This is a genomic window from Conexibacter woesei DSM 14684 (genome assembly GCF_000025265.1).
In the GTDB taxonomy this organism is placed as follows: Bacteria; Actinomycetota; Thermoleophilia; order Solirubrobacterales; family Solirubrobacteraceae; genus Conexibacter; species Conexibacter woesei.
On record NC_013739.1, the window covers coordinates 5,424,432 to 5,437,639 of the forward strand.

The following is a 13,208-nucleotide window of genomic DNA, read 5'->3' on the forward strand; positions in this document are numbered from 1 at the left end:
CACGAACTCTAGGTGAGCCGGACCACGTGGTAGCCCTCTTCCCGCAGCGGCAGGCGCAGCGTCAGCCGCTCGCCGTCGCGCGCCAGCTCAAGCTCCGTCCCGCTCGTCAGGTCGTGCGCCGCCGCGGCCGGCAGCCGATCCGCCGGCCAGTCGAACGTGACGTCGGCCGCCGCGCCCTCGTTGATCACGAACAGCAGCTCGCCGTGCTCGCCCGCGGCGCCGTGGCGCCACTGCACCCGCTCGCCGTCCTCGATCGAGCAGCGCAGCGGCGCCAGCGCGCCGGCGCCCTCCGCGAGCGTCCGCAGGAACCGTTCGAAGCCGGCGTCGCGCTGCTCGAAGTAGGCGAGCCCGGCGTTGGTGCCGACCGCCACGACGTGCCCGTCGCCGACCGCGCGGCGCACGACCGTCGCGCCGCGCTCGTCGGCCGCGAGCACGTCCGCGCCGGCGCTCACCGCGGCATCCTGCGGCACGACCCAGGTCGCGGTGCGCAGCTCGCCGCGCGTCCCGTCCAGCTCGTACTCGAGCGCGCGGCCGTCCGGCTGACGCAGCCCGCTGCCGCGCAGGCCGAGCGCGTTCGCGAACGGGCGCTCGTCCTGGTAGCGGTAGAGACCGGCGGCGTCGAACGCGTCCAGCTCCGCCCCCGTCAGCAGCGTGCCGCCGGCGCGCGTCCAGGCGAGCACACGCTCGCCGAAGGCGGGGTCGACGACGAGCGGCCATGGCATCACCAGCAGCGCGTAGCCGGACAGGTCGTGCGCGTGCGACGGGTCGACGACGTCGTAGGGGATCTGCAGCCGCTCCAGCGCGAGCAGATGGCCCTGGAGGTCGTGGGCGGCCTGGTAGCCGCTGCCGGCCCCGACCTTCAACCCGCCCGTTCTGCCGGAGCCGGCCCAGTCGAGCTGGTACGCGCTCGGTTCGAGCACGACCCCCACGCGCGCGGGCGCGGGCGCGTACGCGTCGAGCAGCGGACCGTGCGCCTCCAGCAGGTCCGCCGTTCTGCGCAGCTCGGCGAGCCGCTCGTCGCGGTGGCCGTCGTCGCCGACGATCCCGAAGCCGGCCGCCTCGCGCCCGAAGACCTCGTCGCGCCAGCACCAGAAGCTGACCGCCTTGGCGCCGCGCGCGATCCCGTTCCAGACCCAGCGCGCCTGCAGACGGCCGGGGACCGCTCGCATCGGCTGCAGGCCGTGGCCGGCCGCGCCGCCCTGCAGCTCGGCGATCCAGTTGAAGCCGCCGGCCGAGCTGCGGCTCGCCTCCAGCCGCGTCGCGTACTCGACCGCGCTCGTGTGGATGAACGCCGGGAAGTGCGAGGAGCCGAGCCCGTCGACCTGGTCGGCCAGCTCGAAGTCGTTGCCGCGCGCGAGCGCCGGCTCGTACTCGAACCATTCGCCGCTGGAGAACGCCGACGGGAACGCCGTGTGCGCGAGGATCGGGCGCGAAGAGTCGCCGGCGTGGACCGCGTCGCGACGCCAGCGCAGGTCGACCGCGGCGCGGCGCGTCAGGAACGCCTGGTAGGCCATCACGTCGGTGTAGGTGCGCGTCGGCAGCTTCGCCATCGCAACGTCGTCCCACGAGCGGTAGCGGCGCTGCCAGGCGGCGTTGAGGCCGTCGAGGTCGCCGTGGCGCTCGCGCAGCCAGTCGCGGAAGCGCGCGACGGTGTGCTCGCAGTGGCAGACGTGCCCGTCGGCCTGCGTCATCCAGCGGATCTCGTTCCAGCAGTCCCACAGCAGCAGGTTCTCGGCGCCGGCGAAGCGCTCCGCCGTCGCGGTCATGAACGCACTCGCGCGCTCGCGCACGCCCGGGTGGTCGGTGCAGCCGCCGGGCATCACGCCGAACTGCGCGTAGGCGAGCGGCGAGGAGACGACCGGCCGGCCGGTGTGGTCGACGAGCCGGGCGTCGGGCAGCTCGCGCTCGATCCAGACCGGCTGCAGCTCGGTCCAGAGGTTGATCACGACCTTCAGCCCGATCTCGCCCGCGAGCGCGACCAGCTCGTCCTGGTCGGCGAAGTCGTACGCGCCCGGCTCCGGCTCGATCCACGCCCACGGCGCGGTCAGCACGATCGTGTCGAAGCCGGTCGCGCGGATCCGCGCGAGGTCGTCGCGCCAGCGGTCGCGGCGCGGGAACGGCGGGCGGTGGTACTGCGTCGCGAGGATCACGGGCGGCCCGCCCCCGGCACCTCGACGCGGCACGACAGCAGCCGCGCGACGTGGACGTTGGCGGGATCGCCTTCGACGAAGGGCACCGCGGCGCAGAGGAACAGCGTGCGGCGGTCGGCGCCGCCGAGCGCGACGGCGTACGCCGTCTGCCCCTCGCCGACCTCGACGCGGTCGAGGATCTCGCCGCCCTCGCCGACGCGCACCGCGCCGCTGCCGGCCGCGTCGCCGATCCAGACGGCGCCGTCGGCGTCGAGCGCCATCCCGTCCGGCAGCGGGACGCCCGAGGCGCACGCCGCCGTCGTCGTCTCGAAGCCGCCCGGCTCGAACTCGGCCCAGAAGCGGCGGTTGGACAACGTCCCGTCCGCCGCCCGGTCGAACGCGCTGATGCGCCCGGCGAACGTCTCGGCCAGCAGCAGCGTCGCGCCGTCCGGCGAGATCGTCATGCCGTTCGGGAAGACGACGCCGCTCGCGGCGACCGTGACCGCGCCGTCCGCGCCGACGTACAGCAGGTCGGTCGTCTGAGTGCGGTCATCGGCGCTCACGTCCCAGCCGAAGTTGCCGACGTAGGCGCCGCCGCGCTCGTCGGCGAGCAGGTCGTTGCAGACCCCGCCGGCGCGGTCGGCGAGGTCGGCGACCAGCTCCAGCTCGCCGTCGCGCAGGCGCAGCACGCGCTTGTCGGTCATCGAAGAGATCAGCAGCGCGCCGTCGGGGTCGAAGCCGAGCCCGGACGACATCCCCTCGACGCTGCAGACCGTCTCGCTGCTGCCGTCCTCGCCGAACACGAGCACGCGTCTGGTGAAGAAGTCCGACGCGTACAGCCGGCCGTCGTGCCAGCGCGGCCCCTCCAGGAACGAGTGGCCCTCGGCCAGCACGGTCACGTCACGGGTCACAGGCGCTCCTTGATCTCGGTCGCGATGCGGTCGGGTCCGGGCAGGAAGGCGTCTTCGAGCGGCGGGCTGTACGGAACCGGGCCGTCGGGCGTCGCGATCCGCCAGGCGTCGTCGAGCTCGCCGAGCGCCTCCTCGGTCACGCGCGCCATCACCTCGCCGGCCCAACCGCCGGTCAGCGGCCCCTCCTCGACGACGACGAGCCGGCTCGTCTTCGCGACCGAGGCGACGATCGTCTCGACGTCGAGCGGGCGGATCGTGCGCACGTCGATCACCTCCGTCTCGATCCCGTCGCCGGCGAGCCGCTCGGCCGCCTCCAGAGCGTCGTGGACGCCCTTCATCGCGGTCACGACCGTCACGTCGCCGCCCTCGCGCACGACGTTCGCCCTGCCCAGCGGCATGATCGCGTCGCGGTCGGCCGGCTCGGGTCCCTTCGTCGAGTAGAGCCGCTTGTGCTCGAAGAAGAGGACGGGGTTGTCGTCCTGGACGGCGGCGCGCATCAGCCCGTGCGCATCCGCCGGGGTCGACGGCGCGACGATCTTCACGCCCGTGACGCCGTGCATCCACGAGACCGGCATCTGCGAGTGGATCGCGCCGAAGCGTCCGCCGCCACCGACGACGCAGCGGACGACGAGCGGCACGCCGTTCTCGCCGTCGAGGAAGAGGAACTTCGCCGCCTGGTTGACGAGGCTGTCCATCGCGAGCGGGAGGAAGTCGCCGAACATGATCTCCAGCACCGGCCGCAGCCCGCAGACGGCGGCGCCGTAGGCGGCGCCGCTCATCGCCAGCTCGGAGATCGGCGTGTCGAAGACGCGCGCGTCGCCGTATCTGTCGTGCAGGCCGGGCGTGACGGCGAAGACGCCGCCGGCGACGGCGACGTCCTCGCCGAACAGGATCACGCTCTCGTCACGCGCCAGCTCGGCGTCGAGCGCATCCCGGATCGCGGTACGAAACTCCAGCTGACTCACCGTGATGCTCCCTCTTCCACGCCCGCAGGCAACAACAACGACAACGGCTGCTCCAGGACCTCGCGCAGCCGGGCGAGGAAACGCGCGGCGTCGGCGCCGTAGACGGCGCGATGGTCGCAGCTGAGGCTGACGTGCATCAGCTCCTGTGCGACGACCGCGCCGTCGGGCGCGAACGCGGGGGTGCGTCTGACGCCGCCGACCGCGAGGATCGCGACCTGCGGCGCGTTGATCACGGCATGGAACTGCTGCACGCCGAACATCCCGAGGTTCGTGACGGTGAACGTCCCGCCGCTCAGCTCCGCGGGGGTCGCTCTGCCGCTCCGGGCGCGCTCGCCGGCGGCACGCGCCGACGCCGCGATCTCCGCGACGCCGCGCACGTCGGCGTCGAAGATCGTCGGCACCAGCAGCGCACCCTCGGCCGCGACCGCGATCCCGACGTTCACGCGCGCGTGCCGCACGACGTGGTCGCCCGCCCACGAGGCGTTGAGCACCGGCTGCTCGCGCAGCACGAGCGCGGCTGCCTTCACGACGAGGTCGTTGACGGAGATCGGCGCGTCGGGCCGCGCCTCGCGCAGCTCCCGCCGCAGCCGCAGCGCCGCGGTCATGTCGACCTCGGCGACGAGCGTGAACTCCGGGATCTCCGTGCGCGAGGCGACCATCCGCTTCGCGATCGTCCGCTGCACGCTGCTGAGCGCGACGTGCTCGTCGGCGGGAGCGGTGGTGACGGTGGGGCGCGCGAGGGGCGGGGCCGCCGCGGGCGAGGCGGCGGCCGGCGGCGTGAGCGCGGCCGGTGACGCGGCCGCGATCTGCTCCACGTCGCGCCGCACGATCCGCCCGCGCGGCCCGCTTCCGCGGACGGTCGCGAGGTCGACGCCCAGCTCCCGCGCGATCCGCCGCGCGACCGGCGACGCGCTCACGCGGGCGGCGGCGGTGGGGGCGAGCGGCGCGGCGTGGGCGAGCGGCGCGGGGCCCGCGGGCGGAGCGGGCGCGGCGGCCGGGCCAGCGGCGCTCGCGGGGGCGGGCGCGGCGGCCTCGCTCGCGGCCGCAGCGGGCGCGGCGGCCGGGGCAGCGGCCGCCTCCGCAGCGCCGCCCTCCACCAGCAGCTGCGCCATCGGCGCGCCGAGCGCGACCGCTTCGCCCTCGGCCGCCAGCAGCTCGCCCATCACGCCGGCGTGCTCGGCCTCGTAGGTCATCGTCGCCTTGTCGGTCTCGATCTCGGCGAGCGCGTCGCCGACGGCGACCGGGTCGCCCGGGGCCTTCAGCCACGCGGCGATCGTCCCCTCCTCCATCGAGTCCGACAGCTTCGGCATCGTGATCGCGACCGCGGTCAGCGTGGCGCTCATGCGCGCAGCTCCTCGGCGAACTGCGGCGGGAGCGTCGCCGGGTCCGGCCACGGCGCCGCCAGCCCGGACTCGCGCGCGGCCTCCAGCTCCGCCGCGACGTCGGTATCGACCGCGTCGAGCACATCCGCCGCGACGCCCTCCTCCGCGAGCCGCGCACGTGAGAGCACGAGCGGGTCGCGCTCTCTCCACTGCTCCAGCTCGCCGTCGGGCCGGTAGCGCGCCGGATCGCTGCGCGAATGGCCGACGAAGCGATACGTCCGCGCCTCCAGCAGCGTCGGGCCCTCGCCGGCACGGCCGCGCGCGACCGCACGCTGCGCCGCCTCACGCACGCTCCACACCTGCATCCCGTCGACCTGCTCGGCCTCCACGCCGAGCGACGCCGCGCGGCTCAGGATGTCGCCGCCGCTGACCGCCTCGGTCAGCGTGTACTCCATGTACAGGTTGTTCTCGCAGACGAACAGCACCGGCAGCCTGAACACGTGCGCGAAGTTGAGGCACTCGAAGAAGTAGCCCTGGTTCGTCGCGCCGTCGCCGAAGTAGGCGACCGCCACGCCGCCGTCGAGCCGCGTCGCCAGCGCCGCGCCGACCGCCGCCGCGATCGAGCCGCCGACGATCCCGTAGCTGCCCATGTAGCCGTGCTTCATCGACGTCACGTTCATCGAGCCGGCGCGACCGCCGTTGATCCCGGTCGCGCGGCCGAGCATCTCGTCCAGCAGCTCGCTCGCGCCGACGCCCTGCGCCATCGCATGGCCGTGGCCGCGGTAGGTGCCGGCGACGCGGTCGCGCGTGTCGAGCGCGCTCGACACGCCGACCGCCACTGCCTCCTGGCCGCTGTACAGATGCGTCGTCCCGTACACCTCCCCCTTCAGGAAGAGCGACTGGATCAACTCCTCGAACCGCCGGATCCGTGTCATCGAGCGGAACAGCTCGAGATGGAGATCCCGCTCGGCCGTGTCCGCTCGTCTGGTCTGCTGCCTGACTGCCATCGTGTCGCTCCTCATGCCGCCGGGCCGGCGTCTGCCGCGATTCCGACGTTCCCGTTCAAAGTCATCCCGCCGTCGACCACCAGCTCGTGGCCGGCGAGGTAACCGGCCGCGTCGGAGGCGAGGAAGACGACCGCCTTCGCGACGTCCTCCGGCCGCCCCACGCGCCCGAGCGCGATCCGCTCCTCGTACGCCCGCCGCACGGCGGGCGTGTAGAAGTCCGCCGTCAGCGCCGTCTCGGTCGCGCCCGGCGCGACCGCGTTGACGCCGATCCCCTCGCCGCCGAACTCGACCGCCAGCGCCTTCGTCAGCGCGACGACGCCGCCCTTCGCGGTCACGTACGCCGCCGCCAGCGAGATCGGCTGCACGGCGGTGATCGAGGAGACGTTCACGATCCGCCCCGCTCTGCGCGGCAGCATCCGTCTCAGCGCCGCGCGGCAGCCGTGGACGTAGCCGTGGAGGTTGGAGCCGAGCAGGTCGTGCCAGTCGTCCTCGCTCGTCTCCATGAACGGCCGTACGAGCAGCTGCGCGGCGTTGTTGACCCAGACGTCGATCGGCCCCAGGTCGCGCTCGACGCGGTCGGCGAACGCCTCGACCTGCTCGGCCGACGCCGTCGTCCCCTCGACCATCAGCGCGCGCCGGCCGGCGGCCTCGATCGCCGCGGCCGTCGCGGCCGCGCCGTCACCGCCGTCGGCGAGGTGGATGCTCGCGACGTCGGCGCCGGCCTGCGCGAGCGCGATCGCGGTCGCCTGGCCGATCCCGCTCGACGCGCCGGTCACGACGGCGCGCTTGCCGCTCAGGTCATCGATGCTCATGCTCTCCCTCTCGACAGTCGAATCGGTCATGCGCTCGCCTGCGGATCGAAGACGACCTTCATCCCGCGGCTCGCGCGCAGGTCGTCGAAGACGCGTCTCCAGTCGCCGAGCGCGGCGACCTCGGAGACGAGCGGGTCGAGCGCCACGTCGCGGCGCTCGATCATGCGGATCGCACGGCGCCACGACAGCGGCGTCGAGGCGAAGCCCGTGCTGAGGTCGATCTCCTTCTTCAGCACGAGGTCGAGCGGAACCGTGACCGGGCGCCCGAAGATCCCGACCTGCACGAACCGCCCGCCGCTGCGGACCTGCTCCATGCAGATCGCGGCGCCGGCCGCGCTGCCCGACGCGTCGATCGCGACGTCGGCCTCGAAGCCGTCCGCGAGTGTGTCGGTCGCCTCCAGCCCGAGCCCGCGCGCGACCTCCAGCCGCGCCGCGTCGCGCGGCAGCCCGCTGAGGACGACCTCGCCGCCGAGCGTCCGCGCGACCTGCCCGGCGAGCACCCCCATCGGCCCCGGGCCGACGACCAGCACCCGCTCGCCCGGCGCGACCGCCGCCGGGTCGAGCATGCACTGGCAGACGCACGCCAGCGGCTCCGCCAGCGCCGCCCCCTCCGGCGCCAGCCACGCCGGGATGCGGTGGACGTTGCGCGCCGGCACGATCGTCCGCGGCGCGAACGCGCCGTCGACGTGCGTGCCGATCGAGCGCCGCAGCGCGCACAGGTTCGGCCGTCCCTCGCGGCACGGCGGGCACGCCCCGCAGGTCGAGAAGAACGTCTCGCTGACGACGCGCGCGCCGATCAGTGCGGCATCGACGCCGTCGCCGGCCGCGCGCACGACGCCGCACAGCTCGTGGCCGAGCGTGACCGGCGGGACGGCCGCGTACTCGCCTGCCTCGATGTGCAGGTCGGTGCCGCAGACGCCCGCGGCGAGGACGTCGAGCAGCACCTCGCCCGCCGCGGGCTCGCGTTCGGGCCGCTCGATCAGCTCGACGTTGCCGGGACCGCCGGCGGTCTTCGCGAGGCCGATCACGCCTGCTCCCCGCCCCAGCGCGCCGCGACCATCGTCAGCTCCGGCAGCGTGCCGAGCGTCACGCGCGCGGTCCCGTCGGCCTCCGTCTCGAACGCGAGCGGGCGGCCGGAGGGCAGCTCCTGCACCGCCTCGAAGCGCGCGCCGACCGGCGGACGGATCCGCAGCGTCGTCCGCGGCACGAGCGCGGCCGGCGAGTTCAGCAGCGCGATCCGCCGCGTGCGGCGGTCGGCGTGGTCGAACACGGAGACCCACACGTCCGGGCGGGTCTCGCAGCGCACCGTCCAGGCGTCGCCGAGCAGGTCGCCGACGAGGCCGGCGAACAGCCGCTCATTGACGTCGAACTGCTGGCGCTCGACGTCGTGCGCGCTGTAGATCGTCTCGCCCGCGCCGAAGCGGGCACGCACGATCGCCGGCTCGCCGGTGTCGGTCCACGGCGGCGAGCAGTGGACCGACGCCCACTCGCGGTCGTCCATGTCGCCGAGGTGCGGATGACCGTACGGCAGCGACAGCGTCGCGAGCGTCTGCGTCACGGCGCCCGCGCGCGGCCGCAGCCGCAGCAGCCCGCCCGCGAGGCTCCCTCTCGGGGCGTCCCAGCTGAGCTCGCGCTGCGGGTCGGTCAGCGCGCGCATCCGCTCCGTCGCCGGTGTCGCGTAGGCGACCCGGCCGACCTCCTCGCCCGCCAGCTCGACGCCGAAGACGTCGCCCAGCATGAAGTCGTCGTGGCGCACGCCGCGCGTCTCCACCAGCGAGCTGTAGCCGCTCGCGTAGACCCGCCCGCCCGCGCGCACGTACGCGCTCACCGCCGCGACCTCCTCGGCGTCCATCCGCACGACGTTCGGCAGCACGAGCACGCGCCAGCGCTCCAGCTCGCCCAGCTGGCGGCGCGTGAGGACGCCGAACGGCACGTGCGCGCGCTGCAGCGCGCGGCAGGCGCCCCGCACGGCCTCCAGGTGCGGGTAGCTGTCGGCGCGCACGTTGCGCTCCGCCAGCGGGGCGCCGTTCTCGCCGAAGTCGACCTTCGACGCGTCGGAGAAGTACACCGCCACGTCCTCGACGGGCTCGCCGCCGAGGTGCGGCTCGAACGCCGTGACCGGATCGAACGTCGCGCCGACGCGGTCGTAGAGCCGCGCGTTCGCGGTCCCGAGCGGATCGATCCCGTCGATGAACATGCAGGCGGACGACTCGGCCGTCGCGGCGAGCGCCTGCGAGCGCATCCGCTCGGCCGTCTTCAGCCGCACGTGCTCGGAGTAGCTGACAGTGCCGAAGCTCATGAACTCGACCGGCCGCGAGCGCGACAGGTTGCCCATCAGCTTCGTCACGACGAGCTGCTCGGTCGCGTCGCCGTAGAGGTCGCCACCGAGGAAGTCGCTGTGCTCGGTGACCGCGAACGGGACGCCCTGGACCCAGTGGACGGGGCCGAGCGCGAAGTTGTGATGGACCGCTATCCCGGGCCGCGCCGCCCGCATCGCGTCGGTCACGAGCCCCTGGAACTCGGCGATCCAGCGCTCGCGCGCGGCCGCGAACGCGCACCATGTCGCGTCGGTCCAGTCGATCGTCGCGGGCAGCTCGGCGCCGATCTCGGAGCGACAGCGGTCGCGGCAGTGACGGCAGCCGCAGACGGCCGGCCAGAACGACATGTCGCAGAACGCGGCGCCGACGTCGTAGCGCCCGTAGAGGTCGGCGATCTGGCCTCTGACGTAGTCGCGGTAGCCCGGGCTGTTGGGGCAGCAGAGCGCGTGGCGGTCGTACGTGGTGCCGGTTCTGCGGCGCCCGCCGACCGGCTCCAGCCGCCAGTCGGGATCGTGCTCGTGGGCCCAGTTGTCGAAGATCACGCTGTAGTACGCGCACGCCGCGATCCCGCGCTCGGCGAGCGCCGCGACCGTCTGGCCGACGACGTCTCTGCCGGCCGTGCCCGGGTGCTCGGGTCCGACCTGCGCCGGCCAGAAGCAGTACCCGGCGAGGCTCTTGCACGCGAACATCACCGACGTCAGCCCCGCGCGCGCGTAGAGGTCGGCCATCGCGCCGGCGTCGAACTCGGACAGGAAGCGCTGCTCCCAGCCCGGGATCTCCATGTCGACGAGCATCCGCCTCCAGCCGCGCTGGTAGTCGGATCGCACCGGGGGCGTCTGCGCGCTCAACTGCATCTCCTCGTCATCTCGCAAAGTGGCACCAGGCGCTGTGGCCGTGGCCGAGGTCGGCGGGGGCCGGGTCGACCTCCGCGCAGATCTCCTGCGCGAGCGGGCAGCGCGTGCGGAAGCGGCAGCCGGACGGGATCGCCAGCGGCGAGGGGATCTCGCCGCTGAGGGCGGGCTGCCGCCGCGCGCTGCGGCGCTCCCGGCCCGGCTGGGACTCCAGCAGCGCGCGCGTGTACGGATGTCCGGGCGCGGTGAAGACCTTCGCGGCCGGCCCGGACTCGACGACGCGGCCGAGGTACATCACCATCACGCGCTCGGCGACGTGCGCGACGACCGACAGCTGGTGGGCGATGAAGACGATCGCGACGCCCTGCTCGGAGCGCAGCCGCTCGAACAGGTCGAGCACCTGCGCCTGGATCGAGACGTCGAGCGCGCTGACCGGCTCGTCGGCGATCAGCAGCTCCGGCCGCGCCGCCATCGCGCGGGCGATCGCGACGCGCTGCCGCTGGCCACCCGACAGCTGGCCGGGCCGGCGTGCGCCGAGCGCGGCCGGGAGGCCGACCATTTCGAGCACCTCGCCGACGTAGTCGTCCAGCCGCTGGCCGTCGGGCACGAGCCCGTGCACCTTCGCCGGCTCGCCGACCGCCTGCGCGACCGTCATCAGCGGGTTCAGCGACGAGTACGGGTCCTGGTAGACCATCTGCATCTTGCGGCGGACGGCTGCCAGCTCGCGGCCGGTCGCAGCGCGGACGTCGGTCTCGCCGAAGCGGATCGCGCCCGCGTCCGCCTCGTGCAGCTTCACGAGGCACTTGCCGAGCGTGCTCTTGCCGCTGCCGGACTCGCCGACGATCCCGAGCGTCTCGTGCGCCGCCAGCTCGAACGAGACGCCGTCGACGGCGGTCAGCCGCGGCCGGCGCCGCTTCAGCACGTCGACCGCGTCGCGGCGGGCATCGAAGCGCTTCACGAGCCCCTCGACCTCGATCACGGGCGTGGCGGGCGTGGCGTCAGGCATGGCTGCGCTCCTCCTGTCTGCGTGCGGCGTCGGCGAAGGGGCAGGCGGAGCGGTGTGCGCCGGCTCTGCGGTCCAGCTCCATCGGGACGAGGGCGCACTCCGCTCTCGCGAGGCCGCAGCGCGGTGCGAACGAGCAGCCCGGCGGCAGGTCGGCGATCGTCGGCGGCTGGCCGGGGATCGCGGCGATCCGCTCGCTGCGCTGCTCGCCCGGCATCGCCGGCACCGCGGCCAGCAGGCCGCGCGTGTACGGGTGGCGCGGCGCCAGCAGCACCTCGTCGACGTCGCCGGACTCGACGACGCGGCCGGCGTACATGACCGAGACGCGGTCGCACGCCTGGCCGATCACGCCGAGGTCGTGCGAGACGAGGATCAGCGCCATCCCGGACTCCGCCTGGAGGTCCGCCAGCAGGCTCAGGATCTGGTCCTGGATCGTCACGTCGAGCGCCGTCGTCGGCTCGTCGGCCAGCAGCAGCGCCGGCTCGCACGCGATCGCGATCGCGATCATCACGCGCTGGCGCATGCCGCCGCTGAGCTGGTGCGGGTAGTCGCGCAGGCGCTCGCGCGCCGACGGGATGCCGACGCGGTCGAGCAGCTCGACCGCCCGCGCGCGGGCGTCACGGCGCGTTCTGCCGGCGCGCTTGGTCAGCACCTCGACGAGCTGGTCGCCGATCGAGTAGACCGGGTTCAGGCTCTGCTGCGGGTCCTGGAAGATCATCGCGATCTCACGCCCGCGCACCGCCCGCCAGTCTCCCCGCGAGGCGTCGAGCAGGTCGCGCTCGCCGCGCCACATGGCGGTCCCGCCGAGCACCCTGCCCGGCCGCGGGATCACGCCGAGCAGCGAGCGCAGCGAGACGCTCTTGCCGCAGCCGGACTCGCCGACGAGGCCGAGCGTCTCTCCCGCATCGACGCCGAAGCCGACGCCGTCGGCCGCGAGCGCATGGCCGGTGGAGGTCGGGAAGCCGATCGTCAGTCCTGAGACGTCGAGCAGCGGGGTCACTTGACGACCGCCTCGTGCTCGACGCCGAGCCGCTCGGCGAGCGCGTCGCCGACGAGCGAGAAGCCGAGCCCGACGATCATCACGACGATGCCGGGGAACGTGCTGATCCACCACGCCGAGGTCAGGTACGGCTGGCCGCTGGCGATGATCGCGCCCCACTCGGGCGTCGGCGGCGGCACGCCGAGGCCGAGGAACGACAGCCCCGCGACGGTCAGGATCGTCACGACGACGTCCGACATCGAGTAGACCGCGACGGGGCGCAGCAGGTTCGGCAGCGCGTGGCGCAGCACGACGCGGCGACCGGAGAAGCCGAGCGTGCGCGCCGCCTGGATGAATTGCTTCTCGCGCAGCACGAGCATGTTCGCGCGGCCCAGCCGCGCGTAGAAGGCCCAGTTGAAGCTGACGACCGCGACGACCACCGCGCCGACGCCGGGCCGCATGATCGCGACGACCGCGAGCACGAAGACGAAGTAGGGGAAGGCGATCACGAAGTCGACGACCCGCATCAGGATCCGCTCGACCCAGCCGCCGGCGTAGCCCGCGGCGGCGCCGACAAGCAGCCCGACGCCGGCCGAGGCGAGCGTCGCGCCGATCGCGAGGCCGAGGTCGAGCCAGGTCGCGGCGAGCGTACGGCTGAGCACGTCGCGGCCCAGCTCGTCGGTCCCGAACGGGTGGTCGAGCGACGGCGCCTGCAGCGTCGCCAGCAGGTCCTGCTGGTTGGGCTCGGGCAGCACGAAGCGGCCGATCAGGCTGGCGAGCAGCACGAAGCCGATCAGCCCGACGCCGGTCCACAGCATCGCGCTCGCCTGCTTGGGGGTGCGATCGGCGCGGCGCAGCACGCGGCCGATCAGGACGTGTCGGCCGCGCGCCCGCGGGGCGGGGCTCATCGC

At 74.1% G+C, this 13,208-nt stretch carries 11 protein-coding genes; all 11 read right to left on the bottom strand.

All coding sequences use genetic code 11. The annotated features are described in order from the left end of the window. Nucleotides 1-8: 8 nt before the first annotated feature. From CWOE_RS25465 to CWOE_RS25515, 11 genes are read right to left on the bottom strand one after another with little or no spacing between them, the layout of a single operon-like run. On the bottom strand, nt 9-2,150 hold the full coding sequence (locus CWOE_RS25465; RefSeq protein ID WP_012936536.1) for a beta-galactosidase: 2,142 nt from the start codon (nt 2,148-2,150) through the stop codon (nt 9-11). Then, nucleotides 2,147-3,040: an SMP-30/gluconolactonase/LRE family protein gene (locus CWOE_RS25470; protein ID WP_012936537.1), complete on the bottom strand. Its 894-nt coding sequence runs from the start codon at nt 3,038-3,040 to the stop codon at nt 2,147-2,149. Before CWOE_RS25470 ends, CWOE_RS25465 begins: the two co-directional genes overlap by 4 nt. Next, complete coding sequence (locus CWOE_RS25475; protein ID WP_012936538.1) at nt 3,037-4,005, bottom strand: alpha-ketoacid dehydrogenase subunit beta; 969 nt, start codon at nt 4,003-4,005, stop codon at nt 3,037-3,039. Before CWOE_RS25475 ends, CWOE_RS25470 begins: the two co-directional genes overlap by 4 nt. Then, on the bottom strand, nt 4,002-5,348 hold the full coding sequence (locus CWOE_RS25480; protein WP_012936539.1) for a dihydrolipoamide acetyltransferase family protein: 1,347 nt from the start codon (nt 5,346-5,348) through the stop codon (nt 4,002-4,004). The genes CWOE_RS25475 and CWOE_RS25480 overlap by 4 nt, the downstream gene beginning before the upstream one ends. Next, on the bottom strand, nt 5,345-6,334 hold the full coding sequence (locus tag CWOE_RS25485; protein ID WP_012936540.1) for a thiamine pyrophosphate-dependent dehydrogenase E1 component subunit alpha: 990 nt from the start codon (nt 6,332-6,334) through the stop codon (nt 5,345-5,347). The genes CWOE_RS25480 and CWOE_RS25485 overlap by 4 nt, the downstream gene beginning before the upstream one ends. Before the next feature lie 11 nt (nt 6,335-6,345). Then, entirely contained in the window at nt 6,346-7,146 is an 801-nt protein-coding gene (locus CWOE_RS25490) for an SDR family NAD(P)-dependent oxidoreductase (RefSeq protein WP_012936541.1), read from the bottom strand. A gap of 26 nt (nt 7,147-7,172) precedes the next feature. Then, nucleotides 7,173-8,174 (bottom strand): alcohol dehydrogenase catalytic domain-containing protein, encoded by a 1,002-nt coding sequence (locus CWOE_RS25495; RefSeq protein WP_012936542.1) that lies wholly within the window; start codon nt 8,172-8,174, stop codon nt 7,173-7,175. Continuing rightward, entirely contained in the window at nt 8,171-10,312 is a 2,142-nt protein-coding gene (locus tag CWOE_RS25500; RefSeq protein WP_160165564.1) for an alpha-L-fucosidase, read from the bottom strand. Before CWOE_RS25500 ends, CWOE_RS25495 begins: the two co-directional genes overlap by 4 nt. A 13-nt stretch (nt 10,313-10,325) precedes the next feature. After that, nucleotides 10,326-11,321 (bottom strand): ABC transporter ATP-binding protein, encoded by a 996-nt coding sequence (locus CWOE_RS25505; protein WP_012936544.1) that lies wholly within the window; start codon nt 11,319-11,321, stop codon nt 10,326-10,328. After that, nucleotides 11,314-12,318, bottom strand: a complete 1,005-nt coding sequence (locus CWOE_RS25510) for an ABC transporter ATP-binding protein (RefSeq protein ID WP_012936545.1) — start codon at nt 12,316-12,318, stop codon at nt 11,314-11,316. The genes CWOE_RS25505 and CWOE_RS25510 overlap by 8 nt, the downstream gene beginning before the upstream one ends. Continuing rightward, nucleotides 12,315-13,205, bottom strand: coding sequence for an ABC transporter permease (locus CWOE_RS25515; protein WP_012936546.1), 891 nt, complete (start codon nt 13,203-13,205; stop codon nt 12,315-12,317). The genes CWOE_RS25510 and CWOE_RS25515 overlap by 4 nt, the downstream gene beginning before the upstream one ends. Nucleotides 13,206-13,208 lie beyond the last annotated feature (3 nt).

Bases quoted from the DNA above. Each gene is read 5' to 3' on its own strand.
- CWOE_RS25480 (WP_012936539.1), bottom strand. From the start codon at position 5,348: ATGAGCGCCACGCTGACCGCGGTCGCGATCACGATGCCGAAGCTGTCG.
- CWOE_RS25485 (WP_012936540.1), bottom strand. From the start codon at position 6,334: ATGGCAGTCAGGCAGCAGACCAGACGAGCGGACACGGCCGAGCGGGAT.
- CWOE_RS25490 (WP_012936541.1), bottom strand. From the start codon at position 7,146: ATGAGCATCGATGACCTGAGCGGCAAGCGCGCCGTCGTGACCGGCGCG.
- CWOE_RS25505 (WP_012936544.1), bottom strand. From the start codon at position 11,321: ATGCCTGACGCCACGCCCGCCACGCCCGTGATCGAGGTCGAGGGGCTC.
- CWOE_RS25515 (WP_012936546.1), bottom strand. From the start codon at position 13,205: ATGAGCCCCGCCCCGCGGGCGCGCGGCCGACACGTCCTGATCGGCCGC.